This is a genomic window from Mycolicibacterium lutetiense (genome assembly GCF_017876775.1).
Classification (GTDB): domain Bacteria; phylum Actinomycetota; class Actinomycetes; order Mycobacteriales; family Mycobacteriaceae; genus Mycobacterium; species Mycobacterium lutetiense.
In genome coordinates, this window is record NZ_JAGIOP010000002.1 from 2,553,562 (window position 1) to 2,569,328 (window position 15,767).

Annotated in this window: 18 protein-coding genes and 1 riboswitch; of the genes, 13 read left to right on the forward strand and 5 right to left on the reverse strand. The window is 66.6% G+C overall.

Annotation, left to right across the window (positions count from 1 at the left end; all coding sequences use genetic code 11):
- The first annotated feature begins 2 nt into the window (after window positions 1-2).
- Both JOF57_RS21585 and JOF57_RS21590 read left to right on the forward strand, forming a co-directional pair.
- The gene (locus JOF57_RS21585) at window positions 3-965 is read left to right on the forward strand and encodes an N-acetylglutamate synthase, CG3035 family (protein WP_209919846.1); all 963 of its coding nucleotides are present in this window, start codon (window positions 3-5) and stop codon (window positions 963-965) included.
- Window positions 966-984: 19 nt separating this feature from the next.
- Complete coding sequence (locus JOF57_RS21590) at window positions 985-1,797, forward strand: exodeoxyribonuclease III (RefSeq protein WP_209919848.1); 813 nt, start codon at window positions 985-987, stop codon at window positions 1,795-1,797.
- Between the two features lie 18 nt (window positions 1,798-1,815).
- Here the strand turns inward: JOF57_RS21590 and JOF57_RS21595 are convergent, their stop codons facing one another.
- Genes JOF57_RS21595 through JOF57_RS21610 form a run of 4 tightly spaced genes read right to left on the reverse strand, consistent with a single transcriptional unit; the run spans window position 1,816 to window position 5,907 of the window.
- Window positions 1,816-2,553, reverse strand: a complete 738-nt coding sequence (locus JOF57_RS21595) for an LOG family protein (RefSeq protein WP_209919850.1) — start codon at window positions 2,551-2,553, stop codon at window positions 1,816-1,818.
- Window positions 2,550-3,188 (reverse strand): class I SAM-dependent methyltransferase, encoded by a 639-nt coding sequence (locus JOF57_RS21600; RefSeq protein WP_209919852.1) that lies wholly within the window; start codon window positions 3,186-3,188, stop codon window positions 2,550-2,552. The genes JOF57_RS21595 and JOF57_RS21600 overlap by 4 nt, the downstream gene beginning before the upstream one ends.
- A gap of 19 nt (window positions 3,189-3,207) precedes the next feature.
- Entirely contained in the window at window positions 3,208-4,095 is an 888-nt protein-coding gene (locus JOF57_RS21605; protein ID WP_209919853.1) for an LppU/SCO3897 family protein, read from the reverse strand.
- Window positions 4,096-4,146: 51 nt separating this feature from the next.
- Window positions 4,147-5,907, reverse strand: coding sequence for an MFS transporter (locus tag JOF57_RS21610; protein WP_209919855.1), 1,761 nt, complete (start codon window positions 5,905-5,907; stop codon window positions 4,147-4,149).
- A 172-nt stretch (window positions 5,908-6,079) separates the two neighbouring features.
- Window positions 6,080-6,189, forward strand: a riboswitch (TPP riboswitch).
- On the opposite strand from JOF57_RS21610, the gene thiC reads away from it, so the two are divergent.
- From thiC to JOF57_RS21655, 9 genes are all read left to right on the forward strand, one after another.
- Window positions 6,178-7,815 carry a phosphomethylpyrimidine synthase ThiC gene (gene thiC / locus JOF57_RS21615; protein ID WP_209919858.1) on the forward strand — a complete coding sequence of 546 codons (1,638 nt, stop codon included), beginning with the start codon at window positions 6,178-6,180 and terminating at the stop codon, window positions 7,813-7,815. (Overlaps the previous riboswitch by 12 nt.)
- Window positions 7,816-7,822: 7 nt before the next feature.
- The gene (gene thiD / locus JOF57_RS21620) at window positions 7,823-8,656 is read left to right on the forward strand and encodes a bifunctional hydroxymethylpyrimidine kinase/phosphomethylpyrimidine kinase (RefSeq protein ID WP_209919860.1); all 834 of its coding nucleotides are present in this window, start codon (window positions 7,823-7,825) and stop codon (window positions 8,654-8,656) included.
- Window positions 8,653-9,279 (forward strand): alpha/beta hydrolase family protein, encoded by a 627-nt coding sequence (locus JOF57_RS21625; protein WP_209919862.1) that lies wholly within the window; start codon window positions 8,653-8,655, stop codon window positions 9,277-9,279. Before thiD ends, JOF57_RS21625 begins: the two co-directional genes overlap by 4 nt.
- Window positions 9,276-9,830 (forward strand): septum formation family protein, encoded by a 555-nt coding sequence (locus JOF57_RS21630; protein WP_209919864.1) that lies wholly within the window; start codon window positions 9,276-9,278, stop codon window positions 9,828-9,830. Before JOF57_RS21625 ends, JOF57_RS21630 begins: the two co-directional genes overlap by 4 nt.
- Before the next feature lie 46 nt (window positions 9,831-9,876).
- Window positions 9,877-11,256 (forward strand): cytochrome P450, encoded by a 1,380-nt coding sequence (locus JOF57_RS21635; protein WP_209919866.1) that lies wholly within the window; start codon window positions 9,877-9,879, stop codon window positions 11,254-11,256.
- Window positions 11,253-11,522, forward strand: coding sequence for a DUF3303 domain-containing protein (locus tag JOF57_RS21640; protein WP_209919868.1), 270 nt, complete (start codon window positions 11,253-11,255; stop codon window positions 11,520-11,522). The genes JOF57_RS21635 and JOF57_RS21640 overlap by 4 nt, the downstream gene beginning before the upstream one ends.
- 215 nt (window positions 11,523-11,737) lie before the next feature.
- Window positions 11,738-12,034 carry a CDGP domain-containing protein gene (locus JOF57_RS21645; protein ID WP_209919870.1) on the forward strand — a complete coding sequence of 99 codons (297 nt, stop codon included), beginning with the start codon at window positions 11,738-11,740 and terminating at the stop codon, window positions 12,032-12,034.
- 59 nt (window positions 12,035-12,093) lie between these two features.
- A complete protein-coding gene (locus JOF57_RS21650; protein ID WP_209919872.1) occupies window positions 12,094-13,578 on the forward strand; it encodes a flavin-containing monooxygenase in 1,485 nt (494 codons plus the stop codon).
- 16 nt (window positions 13,579-13,594) lie between these two features.
- Window positions 13,595-13,864, forward strand: a complete 270-nt coding sequence (locus JOF57_RS21655; protein WP_209919874.1) for a DoxX-related protein — start codon at window positions 13,595-13,597, stop codon at window positions 13,862-13,864.
- On the opposite strand, the gene JOF57_RS21660 is transcribed toward JOF57_RS21655, so the two are convergent.
- Window positions 13,831-15,078 carry a TetR/AcrR family transcriptional regulator gene (locus JOF57_RS21660; protein WP_209919876.1) on the reverse strand — a complete coding sequence of 416 codons (1,248 nt, stop codon included), beginning with the start codon at window positions 15,076-15,078 and terminating at the stop codon, window positions 13,831-13,833. The two genes, JOF57_RS21655 and JOF57_RS21660, sit on opposite strands and share 34 nt — an antisense overlap.
- 96 nt (window positions 15,079-15,174) lie before the next feature.
- Between JOF57_RS21660 and JOF57_RS21665 the strand changes: the two genes are divergently transcribed.
- Window positions 15,175-15,399 (forward strand): hypothetical protein, encoded by a 225-nt coding sequence (locus JOF57_RS21665; RefSeq protein WP_209919878.1) that lies wholly within the window; start codon window positions 15,175-15,177, stop codon window positions 15,397-15,399.
- Window positions 15,400-15,409: 10 nt separating this feature from the next.
- A complete protein-coding gene (locus JOF57_RS21670; protein WP_209919880.1) occupies window positions 15,410-15,736 on the forward strand; it encodes a hypothetical protein in 327 nt (108 codons plus the stop codon).
- Window positions 15,737-15,767: the final 31 nt, after the last annotated feature.

A 15,767-nucleotide genomic window follows, 5' to 3' on the forward strand; every position in this document is an offset into this window, starting at 1 on the left:
CGATGCCTGAGTTACCCGCACTCGGGTCCCGGGTCAGCCTGCGTTATCAGCTGCCACCCGGATCGGCCAAGCCGCTCACCGACGTCATCGGGCACCTCGAACAACGGGAGCCGACGGTGCTGATCCGCACCAAGGACGGTGAACTCGTCGACGTCGCGCCGACCGACATCGTGAGCGTGCGCGAACTGTCGCACGCCCCGGTACGGGCCTCGGAGATCCGTGCGCTCGAGCATGCGGCGGCACTGGCGTGGCCGGGCGTCGAGCAGCACTGGCTGGGCGGCTGGCTGCTGCGCGCCGGGCACGGCATCACCAGCCGCGCGAACTCCGCTATCCCGTTGGACATGTCGGCGCAGATCGCCGATCTGTCCGCGGTCCGCGACTGGTACCGGGACCGTGACCTGCCGGCCTGGCTGGCGCTGCCCGAGCGGCTGCTGCCGATTCGCACCCCGGGGATCAAGCCGGCCCGGGTGATGGTGCGACCCCTCGCGCTCCCGGCCACCCCGCCCCCGGCCATCCCGCCGCCGGCCACCCCGCCCAATGTCACGCCAGCGCAACCCTCGCCGTCGAGTGTCACGCTGGCGCAGCAACCGGACACCCAGTGGCGCCGGATCTACGAACGCGACGTCCCGCTCGACGTGCTGACCGCCGTCGTCGACGGGCAGCTGACCTTCGCGACGCTGCCCGATCGCGCGGTCGGCCGCGGCGCCGTGACAAGCGCACCGGACGGCACGGCCTGGCTGGGCATCTCCTCGGTCCGCGTCGCCCCCGCCTACCGCCGCAGAGGCCACGCCCGGGCGGTGTGCGAGGCGCTTCTGTCCTGGGGCGCCGAGGCGGGTGCCCAGCAGGCCTACGTCCAGGTGGAGGTCGACAACCCTGCGGCCATCACGCTGTACACCTCGCTGGGTTTCCGGCTGCACCACCAAACCCGTTATGTCACTGCCGACGATGTCCTCGGTCCACCCTGACCCGATAGGGTCTACCCCCATGCGCCTGGCCACCTGGAACGTCAACTCGATCCGAACCCGAGTGGACCGCGTGGTCGACTGGCTGGAGCGCGCCGACGTCGACGTGCTGGCCATGCAGGAAACCAAGTGCACCGACGCGCAGTTCCCGATGATGCCGTTCGAGGCGCTGGGTTACGAGGTGGCGCACGTCGGGCTCAATCAGTGGAACGGCGTGGCGATCGCCTCCCGCGTCGGCCTGGACGACGTCGAGATCGGGTTCGCGGGTCAACCGACCTGGAGCAGCAAGCCTGAGGAAGAGGCCATCGCCGAGGCGCGCGCACTGGGGGCCACCTGCGGCGGGGTGCGGGTGTGGAGCCTGTATGTACCCAACGGCCGCTCGCTGACCGACCCGCATTACGCCTACAAGCTGGATTGGCTTGCCGCCCTGAGGGATACCGCCGCCGGCTGGCTCAAGGAAGACCCGGAGCGGCCCATCGCACTGGTGGGTGACTGGAACATCGCGCCGCAGGACGAGGATGTCTGGGACATGGCCGCGTTCGACGGCAAGACGCATGTCTCCGAGCCCGAGCGGGCCGCCTTCCAGGCCATGCACGATGCCCAATTCACCGATGTGGTGCGGTCTTTCACGCCCGGGCCGGGGATCTACACGTACTGGGATTACACCCAGCTGGCATTCCAGAAGCGCCGCGGCATGCGCATCGACTTCATCCTCGGCTCCCCCGGCCTGGCCGCTCGGGTCACGCACGCCGAGATCGCGAAGGACGAGCGTCGCCCCAAGAAGGGCACCACCGCGCCCAGCGATCACACCCCGGTCGTCGTCGACCTCAGCTGAGCCGTCACCCGCCGTCGGCTATCGCGCCGACTCGGTGATGAGCTCCACCGCTTCGGCCACGCTGTCGGTGCAATGGAGCAGGGCCAGGTCGGATTCGGAGATCTTTCCGCCGGCCAGCACCGTGTTACGGATCCAGTCGATCAGGCCCGACCAGTAGTCGACGCCCATCAGGATGATCGGAAACTGGGTGACCTTGCGGGTCTGCACCAGGGTCAGCGCCTCGAACAGTTCGTCGAGGGTGCCGAATCCTCCCGGCAGGCACACGAATGCCTGCGCATATTTGATGAACATGGTTTTGCGGACGAAGAAGTAGCGGAAGTTGATGCCGAGATCGACCCAGTGGTTGAGGTGCTGTTCGAAGGGCAACTCGATACCGAGTCCGACGGAGTAGCCGCCGGACTCGCTGGCCCCGCGATTGACCGCCTCCATAGAGCCCGGGCCGCCCCCGGTGATCACCGCATAGCCCGCCCGGACCAACGCGACGCCCAGTTCCTCGCCCAACCGATACTCGGGCGAATGCGGTGCCGTCCGCGCCGATCCAAAAACCGTGACTGCCCTGGGCATTTCAGCGAGGGCATCGAAGCCGTCGACGAACTCGCCCTGAATGCGCATCACCCGCCACGGATCGGTGTGCGCCCAGTCGGTGGGGCCGCGCCGGTCCAGCAGCCGCAGATCGGCGGTGGTGGTGGCACATCGATCGCGGCGCAGTTGCACCGAACCGTGGATCTGAGGCTGGTTGTCGTCGTCCTCGGTCACGGCTTCACTCCCACGGTGATGACGTCGGAGATCGGCGTCCACACCGGCCGGCGTACCCGATGCTGTTCGGCGACAGTGAATCCGGCCGCCTCGAACAGCGCGCGCATCTCCTTCTCGGTGGGGCTGTGCGCGGGTGCCCCCAGGTCGGCCGACAGTGCGTGCAGCGGCAGGAAGGTACGACGAGGGCTCATCGTCGTCACCGCCACCATGCCGCCCGGCGCCAGCACCCGGTAGAACTCCGCAAGCGCGGCGGGCTGGTCGAAGAAATGAAACGCCGAGGTCGTCACCACCGCGTCGAGGAAGCCGTCCTCGAAGGGCAGTTCCTCGGCCGGGGCTGACTTCCACCGCACCTGATCGGACCGCTTACCGGCCTGGGCGAGCATGCCGTCGGACATGTCCAGGCCGTAAACCTCGTCAGGGCGCAGTTCGCGTTGGATGCGGTCGGCCAGGATGCCGGTACCGCAGGCGATATCGGCGATCTGACGGGCACCGCGCTGCTGCAGTTGGGCAATCACCTCGTCCTGGGCGGGCCGGTACACCCACCGCTGGAGGCAGCCCTGGTCGTAGGCCGGTGCGGCGAAACTCCAGAAGCGCGTGATGGCGTCGTTGAATCCGCGGCGCTGTGTGATGGTCACGAGCCCGAGTGTAGGTCGGCTACGACGGCTTCCCCGCGCAGTAGAGCCGCGCCGGCTCGGGGAAGGCCACCGCGCGTGAGAGGGAATCACACACGGCGGGGTCGGTTGAACCGTCAACCCGCTTGACGATCTTGATGACAGCGTTCGGGTCGGAGCATTCCACCGGGGTGATCAGCTTGTCTTCGATGTTGAAGCACTCGCCTTCCTCGATGTCGAGGATGAAGCAGTAGGTGCGGGTCTTGTCCATGAGCACGGAGTAGTCAGAGTCGGCCCGTTTGCCGTCCGGACATGTCGCGGATCCGCCACCTTTGGACGCCAACTCGTAAATGGCCTCCGGGTTGCCGCAGCCGGCCGGGGTGAGGTCCATGCCCGCCGAGGCGTACTGATCGCTGGTGATGCACTCCCCCACCGCCAAGTCACCAGATGCCCCGGACTTCGAGGACCCGGAAGCTGAGCTCGTGCTCGGCGCCGAGCTCGAACTCGACGCGGAACTGGAATTCGACTCCGACGCGAGTGACGCCATCCGCCCCGCCAATCCCAACAGGCCGAGCACCAGCAGAACCGCACCGATCACGATCATCGCCGTGCCCGACTTCCTGGGTGGTGCGCCGTAGGCCTGCGGGTAGCCGGGCTGCTGCGGGTAACCCTGCTGTGGATAACCCTGCGGATACCCCGGCTGCGGGTAGCCCTGTTGCGGATAACCCTGGGGATACCCGGGTTGTGGGTAGCCCGGCGGGTACACCGGCTGGCCGCTCGGCTTTGCCCCAGACGACGAACGCCGAACCAGGCCGAGGATGAGCAGCAGCAGCCCCAACCCGGGAATGAGCAGCGTGCCAATGACCGTGCCAATGGCGTAGCCCGCGGATTCTGCGGCGCTTCCGGCGGCGGCCAGTGTCTGAGCGACCATGGCGGCGAGTATCGCATGAGGCGACCAGAAATCGGTTTGCTGACCGGCCGCTCAGGCCTCGTTGTCGGCGCCGGCCTCCGTCCCATAGCGGCCCGCACTGAACATCGACGCCACCGCGCCGATCACCATCATCACGGCCGCGGCGGTGAACACCACCGTCAGGCCGGAATGGAAGGGTTCGGTGATCAGCTGCGGGAAGAACGTCTGCCCGGTGATGACGTCCGCGTTCACGCCCGGCTGGTGCAGCGCGTCGTAGGGCGCGAGCAGCTCGGCCATCGGGTTGTAGCCCAGGAAGGCTGCGAACAGGCTGCCGACCGGGGGCAGGTTCGCCACGTCGTGGGCCACCGACGTCGAAACACCTTGCTGCGTCAGGCCGGTGGTCAACGCCGCGGGCAACGTGTTGGCCAGTCCGACGATCATCAGTGAGAAGAAGATGCCGATCGACAGCGAGCTCCCGGCGTTGAAGAAGGTGGACCGCACACCGGAGGCCGCGCCACGTTGGTCGGCCGGCACGCTCGACATGATGGCCGCCGTGTTGGGGGCGGTGAAGATGCCGCCGCCGAGGCCGTTGAGGAACACCAGGATGGCGAACACCCAGTAGTCGAAGTTGACGGGGATGAGCAGGAGTGCGACGAAGGTGGCGGCCATCAGCAGCATGCCGCCGACAGTCAGTGGCCGCGCGCCGATGCGGTCGGAGAGCGACCCGGCGATCGGTGCGGCGACCAGGAACCCGACGGTGACCGGCAGCAGGTAGATGCCGGCCCACAGCGGGGTGGATTCGAAGCTGTAGCCGTGCAGTGGCAACCAGATGCCCTGCAGCCAGATGATGAGCATGAACTGCAGGCCGCCGCGGCCCACCGAGGACATCAGCCCGGCCAGGTTGCCCATCCCGAACGCCGCGGATTTGAACAGCCGGATGTCGACCATGGGTGACGGCACGTTCAGCTCGACGATGCAGAACGCCACCAGCATCAGCAGGCCGATGATGATGGAGCCCAGTACCCACGGATTGGTCCAGCCGGTGGTCGAGTCACCGTAGGGCTGGATGCCGTAGGTGATGCCGATCAGCAGCACCGTCAGGCCCAGCCCGAAGGTCAGCGTGCCGGCCCAGTCGAGCCGTCCGGCGGTGCGGACACCGAGTTCCTTGAGTGAGCGGTAGCTCCAGATGGTGCCGATGACGCCGATCGGCACACCCACCCAGAAGATGGCCTTCCAGTGCCATTCGGACAGGAATCCGCCGATCAGCAACCCGAGGAACGAGCCGGCAACGGCGGCCACCATGTTGGTGCCCAACGCCATTCCGCGCTGGTTGGCGGGGAAGGCGTCGGTGAGGATCGCCGACGACGAGGCCATCAGCATGGCGCCGCCGACGCCCTGGATCACCCGCCAGCCGATCAGCCAGACCGCGCCGCCTCCGAGTTGGAACGGGTCGAAGGACAGCGCGATCGCGGCCAGGGTGAAGACGACGAAGCCGAGGTTGTAGATGCGGACCCGGCCGTACATGTCGCCCAGGCGCCCGAACGGCACGACGAGCACCGCGGTCACCACCAGGTAGCCCATCAGCATCCACAGCAGGTAGCTCACGTTGCCGGGGGCGAGCGGGTTCAGCCCGATGCCGCGGAAGATCGCCGGCAGCGAGATCAACACGATCGACGCATTGACCGACGCCAGCAGGATGCCCAGCGTGGTGTTGGACAGCACCACCCACTTGTAGAACGGATGGTGCTGGTCGATCTGTTTGCGGCGGTCGGCGGTCTCGGCCCGGGCGGCGTCGCCCCCTGTCGGGGTGCCGAGTTCAGCTTCAGTCGTCATTCGGTGTTCGCATCTCAGATCGCTTCAGGGGCCGTATTCAGGGCCATCGGCGGCCCGAAACGTGCAAAACACATATGTTAGCTATGCAAATCAACGCGGAGCAACTCCCCGGGCGTCGAAATCGGAGACATCCGGTTCCCCCGGCCGCCGCGTCTGCGCTAGGTTGGGGCTGCAAACCACACGCGGGAGTGCGCACGAGCGCACTGAGAGGACGGGTAGGCCCGTCGACCGTACGAACCTGACCGGGTAATGCCGGCGTAGGGAGATGAAATGAGTAATCGCGTTCCTGTCAAGGGCACAGTCGACCCGTCGATCACGATGGGTCCGATCACCGGAAGCACCAAGGTCTATCGCGAGATCAGCCAGGACGGCACGACCTTGCGCGTGCCGTTCCGCCGGGTGAACCTCACCAACGGTGAGCACCTGGACCTGTACGACACCTCGGGCCCGTACACCGACGACGGCGCGGTGATCGATCTGAACGCCGGCCTGCCGCCACGGCCCGGGGTACACAAAGACCGCGGCACCCAGCTGCAGCGGGCTCGCGCCGGGGAGATCACCGCCGAGATGGCGTACATCGCTGAGCGCGAGGGCGTTTCGGCTGAGTTGGTGCGCGACGAGGTCGCCCGCGGCCGCGCCGTGATCCCGGCGAACCACAACCACCCTGAAGCCGAGCCGATGATCATCGGCAAGGCGTTCGGCGTGAAAGTCAATGCCAATATCGGCAATTCGGCCGTCACCTCCTCGATCGGCGAGGAAGTCGACAAGATGGTGTGGGCCACCCGCTGGGGTGCCGACACCATCATGGACCTGTCGACCGGCAAGGACATCCACCAGACCCGCGAGTGGATCCTCCGCAACTCCCCGGTTCCGGTCGGTACCGTGCCGATCTACCAGGCACTGGAGAAGGTCAACGGCGACCCGACCTTGCTGACGTGGGAGATGTACCGCGACACCGTGATCGAGCAGTGCGAGCAGGGCGTCGACTATATGACGGTGCACGCCGGGGTGCTGTTGCGTTACATCCCGCTGACGGTCAAGCGCGTCACCGGCATCGTGTCCCGCGGCGGGTCGATCATGGCGGCCTGGTGCCTTGCGCATCACACCGAATCGTTCCTGTACACCCGCTTCGAGGAACTCTGCGAGATCCTGGCCCGCTACGACGTGACGTTCTCTCTCGGTGACGGGCTGCGACCCGGGTCGATCGCCGACGCCAACGACGAGGCCCAGTTCGCCGAGCTGCGCACCTTGGGTGAGCTGACCACGATCGCTAAATCCCATGGCGTGCAGGTGATGATCGAAGGTCCGGGCCACGTTCCGATGCACAAGATCGTGGAGAACGTGCGCCTGGAGGAGGAATGGTGCGAGGAGGCACCGTTCTACACGCTCGGCCCGCTGACCACCGATATCGCGCCGGCCTATGACCACATCACCTCGGCGATCGGCGCGGCCATCATCGCCCAGGCCGGTACCGCGATGCTCTGTTACGTCACCCCCAAGGAACACCTGGGGTTGCCCGACCGCAAGGACGTCAAGGACGGGGTGATCGCCTACAAGATCGCCGCGCATGCCGGTGACCTCGCCAAGGGGCACCCGCGCGCCCAGCAGCGTGATGACGCGCTCTCCAAGGCGCGCTTCGAGTTCCGTTGGCACGACCAGTTCGCGTTGTCGCTGGATCCCGATACCGCCCGCGAGTTCCACGATGAGACGCTGCCCGCCGAACCGGCCAAGACGGCGCACTTCTGCTCGATGTGTGGCCCCAAGTTCTGCTCGATGCGCATCACGCAGGACATCCGGGACGCCTATCCGGACGGGGTGGCCCCGGAGGATATCGAGCGCGGCATGGCCGAGAAATCCCAGGAGTTCGCCGACCACGGAAACCGTGTCTATCTACCCTTGACCACGTGAGGCCGATGTGAACTTTCTGCCCTTGACCCCCGCGGGTGACACCCCGCTGCGGGTGATGACCATCGCCGGGTCCGATTCGGGCGGTGGCGCCGGGATCCAGGCCGACATGCGGACCTTCGCCATGCTCGGCCTGCACGGTTGCGTCGCGGTGACCGCGGTGACTGTGCAGAACTCGGTCGGCGTCAAGGGTTTTCACGAAATCCCCCTCGATGTCATCGCGGGTCAGATCTCGGCGGTCACCTCCGATATCGGGATCCAGACCGCCAAGACCGGCATGTTGGCCTCCTCGGAGATCATCACCACGATCGCCGAGACCTGGCGGGCCGAAGGACTGGGAGCAGTGCCACTGGTCGTCGATCCAGTGTGCGCCTCGATGCACGGCGATCCGCTGCTGCACCACAGCGCCCTGGACGCGCTGCGCACCGAGCTGTTCCCGCTGGCCACACTGGTCACCCCGAACCTCGACGAGGTGCGGCTGCTGGTGGATGTCGAGGTCGTCGACGAGGCCTCCCAGCGGGATGCGGCGCGCGCGCTGCATGCGCTGGGTCCGCAGTGGGCACTGGTCAAGGGTGGGCACCTGCGCTCGTCGTCGGCCAGTCCGGATCTGCTGTTCGACGGCTCGGAGTTCCACGAGTTCGCCGCGCCGCGGATCGACACCGGCAACGACCACGGGGCCGGCGATACTCTGGCCGCGGCGACGGCTTCTGCACTGGCACACGGCTATTCGGTTCCCGAGGCAGTGGAGTTCGGCAAGGCGTGGGTGACCGAATGCATCCGGGCCGCCTATCCACTGGGCCACGGCCACGGCCCGGTGAACGCCCTGTTCCGGCTGCAGCCATGAACCTCGACGCGATCGCCGGCGTCGCCCACGAACCCCAAGGGCCGGCGCAGGGAGTCGTCGTCCTCACCCACGGAGCGGGCGGCAATCGGGACTCGGCGATGCTGGTCAAGATCTGCGACGAATGGGCCTCACGCGGTTGGCTGGCCATCCGGTATGACCTCCCCTACCGCCGCCGCAGGCCCAAGGGACCACCGTCGGGATCGGCAGCAGGTGACCAGGACGGCATCGCCGAGGCGATCGCACTGGCCCGAAACCTCACCGACGGCCCCGTGATCGCGGGTGGGCATTCCTACGGCGGGCGGATGACCTCGATGGTCGCGGCGACCGGGGCGGGCCCGGACGTGCTGACCCTCTTCTCCTATCCGCTGCACCCTCCGGGCAAACCGGAACGCGCCCGCACCGAACATCTGCCCGGCATCACGGTGCCCACGGTTTTTACCCATGGCACTTCCGACCCGTTCGGCACCATCGAGGAGCTCAGGGCGGCCGCCGCGTTGGTGGCCGGTCACACCGAACTCGTCGTCATCGACGGTGCCCGTCACGACCTCGGGTCCAAGACCCTGGATGTGCCGGCCCTCGCGGTGGACGCGGCACTGCGGGCAGTCGATATCGTCGAACCATGACCTATCCGCCCGGTCCCCCCGGCCCGCACGGCCCACCGCCTCATGGTTACCCGCCACCCCCGCCACAGCCGTATTCCACCGGCCCCGACCAGTTCTCGGCTCTACCTGAGAAATCCTCGGCGCTCAAGTGGGTGCTGCTCGCGGTCGTGGTGCTCGTCGCACTCGTGGTTGCGGCCGGCGCGGTGTTCTACCTGGCCCGGGACCGTGGCGCCACCGAGGCCAGCCAGGTCCGCTCGGGTGATTGCCTGACCGAGATACCCGACAGCAGCCGGGTGTTGTACGTCAAGGCGGTGGGGTGCGATCAGCCGCACAAGGGTGAGGTGTTCGCGGTGCTGCCGCTGCCCGACGGGGAATTCCCTGGCGATTCCGCGGTGGTGAAGTACGCCGACAGGTGCGCCCCGGCACTCACCGAATATGCGCCTGATGCCAACTCGGATTCCGGGATCCAGCTGTTCGTCCTGTATCCGACCGCGGACTCCTGGCAACGTGGGGACCGCACCGTAACGTGCATCGCCACCAGCAAAAACCCCCGCACGGGGAAACTCAGGTAACGCACTACTCTAGTCGCCGCTGAGTGCGCGGGCAGACACTCGGCACATGGTCGAGATTCAGCCGCGGACGGTGGCAGCCACCCTGCCGTTGGCCCCGCGCAACCCCCTGCGTTACCGACAGATGCTCAAGGCGCTGCGGTCGTTCACCGAGGGCCATCAGCAGCTCCGCGACGCCGGCGGTCCGGTCAGTCGTATGGTGCTGGGGCCGAGGTGGCTCGTCCCCCCGGCCCTGCTGATCACCTCGCCGCAGGGCGCGCGCGACGTCCTTGGTCGGCGCGATTCGGTCGCCGACCGAGGCGGCGCCCTCAACATGGTCGATCTGCGCAAGCTGATGGGCGGCAACCTGCTCAATCTGCCGCATGAACGTTGGCTGCCGCGAAGGCGCACGCTGCAGCCGATGTTCACCAAGCAGAACGTGCCGCGCTATGCGGGGCACATGGCCGCTGCCGCTCAATCGGTTGCCGACGACTGGGGCGACGGCGCCACGATCGACCTGGATTCCGCCTGCCGCGCGCTCACGTTGCGGGCTCTGGGTCGATCGGTGTTCGGGCTCGATCTCGACGAGCGGGCCGAAGACGTGGGCCCGGCGCTGCGGGCGTCCCTGTCGTGGATCTCCGATCGCTCGACCCAACCTGTCAAACTCCCGCAGTGGCTGCCTACCCCCGGGCAGCGCCGGGCCAGGGCGGGCAATGCGCGGCTGCATGCGCTGGCCGGCGAGATACTCACCGCGGTGCGCACCGATCCGGACCGGGACGCTCCATTGGTGCGGGCCCTGATCGAGGCCCGCGACCCGGATACCCGACGACAACTGACCGACGACGAAATCTGCCATGAGTTGGTGCTTTTCATGCTCGCCGGGCACGACACCACCTCGACCACCCTGTGTTATGCGCTGTGGGCATTGGGCCGCAATCCCGATATCGAGGAGCGGGTGTACGACGAGGTCGCGGCCCTGGGCACGCGGACGCTGACACCTGAAGATGTGCCGCGCCTTGGCTATACCGTTCAGGTTCTGCACGAAGCACTGCGGCTGTGCCCGCCCGGTGCCGGCACGCCACGGCTGCTCAATGAAGACATCACGGTCGACGGCTACCGCGCCGAGGCCGGCACGATCGCACTCGTCAACTTCTATGTCATGCACCGTGACCCGGACCTGTGGGACGACCCGCTGTCCTTCGATCCGGGCCGCTTCAGCCTCGAACGTTCAGCCGGCCGGAACCGTTGGCAGTACCTGCCTTTCGGTGGCGGTCCACGGTCCTGCGTCGGTGACCACTTCGCCATGCTGGAAGCCACCCTGGCGCTGGCGACCATCGTGCGTGAGGTCTCCGTGGCCTCCCTGCGCGACGACTTCCCGGTGGAGACCCCCTTCACCGTCATCGCCGCCGAGCCGATCCCGGCCCGCATCACGAGAAGGAGTACGCCATGAAATTCATCGTGCACTGGACTCAGTCGCAGGCGAACTACCGAGATGCGGTGGAGAAGTTCAAGCAGACCGGCGGCCAGGTTCCAGAGGGTGCGACGATGCTTCACCGTTGGTGGGGCATGAACGGCCAGGGATTCGCCATCGTCGAAACGGACGACGCCAAGGCCATGTTCGAGTCGGTGGCTGATTGGAGCGAGTTCCTCACCTTCGACATCACGCCCTGCGTGGAAGACGCCGAGGCCGGCGAGGTGATCGCAAAGCTGTTCTGAACCCGACACGGTGCCATCGTTCCGCCGCTAACCTCAGTGCCACGCAGCTAGGCTTTGCGTCACCAAGGTTAGAGATCTACGAGTCGTCGACGGCGGAAGGTGGCATCTGTCGCATGAACGCTCGTTCTGGCAACGCCCACCCATATCGAAACCGGTTGTTCGACATGGAATTCGATGCCGACGATCACCCACACGGATAGGACAGCAAGAACCTCATGAAGCTCTACATCGTCGGCGGCGTAGCTGCCGCAATGCTGGCCGGCGGGTTGATCGCCTCAGCGCCACCGGCCAGCGCCGGCTGCCAGTACGGGGGACCGGTGATCAGTAAGTGCGACGGGCCTGTGCAACCCGACGGAACCTGGCAGCGGTGCATGGGAACCTGGGGCTACGTGCCCAGCGGATTCAGTTCCCACCTGGTGCCGGTCAAGCGCTGCGATGTGATGGGCCCCGGCCACGAGATCGCTCCGGGGGATCTCCCGTTCGCCGACCCGCCGACGCGCATCGACGACTGAGGGCACCGCGCGACTGAGCCCTCGACAAAGTACCCGGTACCTGCGGTACTGTCTGCAGCATGAGCCCCGGGGAATACGAGGCAGTCATCGTCGGCGCGGGATTCGCCGGCATCGGCGCCGCGATCCAGCTCAAACGGCTGGGCATCGAGAACTTCGTGATCCTGGATCGCGAGGATGACCTGGGCGGCACCTGGTACGTCAACCACTACCCCGGCCTGGCCGTCGATGTGCCCACCACCACCTACTCGTACTTCTTCGAGCCGAATCCGAACTGGTCGAGGCTGTTTTCCACCGGCACCGAGATCAAGCAGTACGCCGACGGTGTCGCCGACAAGTACGACGTGCGCCGCCACATCCGGTTCAACACGACCGTAGACGGCGCCCACTGGGATGAAGAGGCCGCACTCTGGCGGGTAACCGTGGCCGGTGGCGAGACCTTGAGCGCACGCTTCCTGCTCACCGCCACCGGCTTCCTGTCCCAGCCCCACACGCCTGACATCCCCGGCATAGCCGACTTCACCGGCAAGGTCATCCACACCACCGACTGGGACGACAGCTACCGGCCCGACCGCCGCCGGATCGCGATCATCGGCACGGGCGCCACCGCGGTACAGCTCATTCCCGAGCTGGCCCGCAAGGCCGCGGACCTGACGGTCTACCAGCGCACCCCGATCTGGGTCGTGCCGAAGATCGACCTGAAGTTCCCGGCGCAGGTACGCCGCCTGTTCGCCCGGGTGCCGGCCACCCAACGGGTGATCCGCACCGTCACCGACGCCATCTACGCATTCATGGTCGACACCGCCGTGCTCAAGCACCGGTACTTCCGGCGGTTCAACATCGCCGCGGCCGATCTGGCCAAGCTGCACCGGTTCGCCTCGATCCGCGACCCGGAACTGCGCCGCAAGCTGACCCCGGACTACGACTTCGGTTGCAAGCGCCCGACATTCTCCAACGGCTACTACCGGACGTTCACCAAACCGCACGTGCACCTGCAGGCCGATGGCATCGAACGCATCGACGCGCACGGCATCGTCAACGCCGACGGCACCCGGACGGACATCGACACCCTGGTGCTGGCGACCGGGTTCGATCTGTGGGAGGCCAACTTCCCGGCCATCGAGGTGATCGGCCGCGACGGCCGCAACCTCGGAAAGTGGTGGCGGGAAACCCGGTTCCAGGCCTACCAGGGCGTCTCGATGCCGTACTTCCCGAACTACCTGAGCCTGGCCAGTCCCTACGCATTCCTGGGTCTGAACTTCTTCAACACCATGGAGTATCAGATGCGGCTGATGGTCCGCTTGTTCGGCGAGGTCAAGCGCCGGGAGGCGACTACGTTTGAGGTCTCCGAAGAGGCCAACACCCGTTATCTGGACCGGATGACCGAGGCGCTGGGGGAGTCGTTGTTCACCCTCGGAAACTGCGCATCAGCACGGTCGTACTATTTCAATCCGAGTGGCGAGGCAACGCTGCTCCGGCCGATGACGACCCGCCGGGCCGTCGCGGAAGCTTCACAATTCCCGTTGAGCGACTACACATTTGCCTGATCAGAGAGGATCACACATGGCAGAGGGCAAGAACTCCAAGCTGGCCAAACTCATCGGCCTCAGCGTGGCCGGCGCCGGCATCTCACATTTCGTGAAGCCGCAGCTGTTCGAGTCGATCACCAAGCCGGCGTTCCCCAAGGACACGCAGAAGCACATCTACACGAACGGCGGCATCGAGACCGCGATCGGCCTGGGCCTCCTGGTGCCCAAGACCCGCAAGCTGGCCACCGTCGGCACGCTCGGCTACGTGGCCTACCTGGCCGGCAACGCCGTCCGTAACCGGTAACGGCCCAGCAGGGTCAGGTCGAGCAGGACGGCGACGACGGCTCGGGCCTGCTCTGAATTCTGATAGTTCGTGAGCCGGCCCAAGTCGATCACCAATGCCATCGCCGCATGAACCGCGAAGCGCGCCTGCCCGGCACTCCACCGCGGGCGCACCGGCATCACGACCTCGACCCACGATTCCACGGCCGCACGTTGCAGGTCGCGCAGGATCTTCTGGTCGGCGGGCGTCATGTTGAGACGTTCGGTGTAGTAGACGTAGTCGAGTTCGGGGCGGTCGAAGGATCGCGCCACGTAGTCGTCGATCAGGGCGCCCAGTGCCTGCTCCGGATCCATCGCCGCGCCGAGCACCTCGGCCATATCGGCCGACAGCCGGTCGGCCGCCCGCCGGAACCCCGCGGCCAGGATGTCTGACTTGCCGGAGAAGTACCGGTAGATCCCCGAGGCCGGCATTCCGACGGCGGCGGCGATGTCCTCCATCGTGGTGTCGCGGTAGCCGTTCTGATTGAACAGCCGCATCGATTCGGTCAGCAGCGCTTCGTATTTCGTCGTGCCTATGGTGGGCGGCGGAGGCACCACAGGATCCGCCGCGCCGGGAAATTCCGGCAACTCGGCCGCCAGCAAGGCGTCGCAGATATCGGCGAGCGTTTCGCGGATCTGGCCGGCGGGCAGCTTGGACCGATGGTCGACGACGCTGCCGATCACGCCGAGCACCGCTGTCGACAGGGTCCAGCGGGCCCGCGAGCCGAGCTCGGGCCGCAATTCCATCAGTGGCCGGTGAATCCGCCGGTGCACCGTGCGCACCTGCGCGTCCAGGGTGCTCTGGTCCTCGCCGCGCAGATAGCGCGCCTCCCAGCGGTACAGCCCACCGGATTCGCGATTAGCCAAAGCGGTGTCGCTGAGCGCCGCGACGATGAGGCGCAACCGCTCCCGCGGGTCGCCGTCGGCCTCGTCCGCGAACGCCGTTCCGTCGACAAGTTGCTGGCTGAGATTGAGCACCGCGTCGCGGAACAGTTCGTACTTGCTCGAATAGTGCCGGTACAACGCGGCCGCCGAGATCCCGACACGTGAGGCGATGGCCTCCATGCTCACGCCGTGGTATCCCAGCGTGCTGAAAGACTCGGCCGAGGCCCGCGCTATCTGGGCCTTTCGGTCTTTGGGACGGCGGCGCACCACACTGGCACCGCTGTCGATCGACCGGGGCGAGATGCGCGCCATTCCGTCACCATAACGGACCGAACAGTCGGGTCAAAATAGTAGTTCGACAGAGAATAGGCGTTAACATAGATGACATTGTGGCCAGATGGGGGTCAGGTGTTTGCCAGGTTGCGGAGGTTGCTGGCCTACCGCGTCGCCGTCGGCGAACTGATCGTCGTAGCTGTGGTGCTGGGCGTGCCGTATCTGTTGGTCGGTACCGTCTGGTCCGGGACGCACATCGACCATCTGCAATCGATGGGCGGCCTCGACGCGGTGGTGTCCTTCCTGGGTGCGATCGTCTCGTGGCCGGTGCTGTTGTTCGCGGACGTATGTATGACGTGAAGGGGGAACGGTGAGTTTTCGCGCCGTCTATATCGGAATCGCCGGGGCACTGCTGCTCGCCATCGGCCTGTACCTGATGAGCCTGCCGGTCTACCTTGACGACTTCGACCAGTTCGGCATGCAGATCCCCTGCGGCTCCGGGTACGGCGCACACCTCGTGCAGGCCAATGCCGCCGGCCAGGAGTACGCGGACAAGTGCGGGTCGGCCGTGATGACCCGCCGGCTGTGGACCATCCCGATCGTTGCCATCGGAGCCCTGGGCCTGATCGCGGTACTGTTCCGCGCCGCGACGTCCTCGGCACACGAATCGCTGCTACCCAAGCGCGATACGCACTGATCTGAATCCCGTCGGCCGCGCTTGTCGGTGG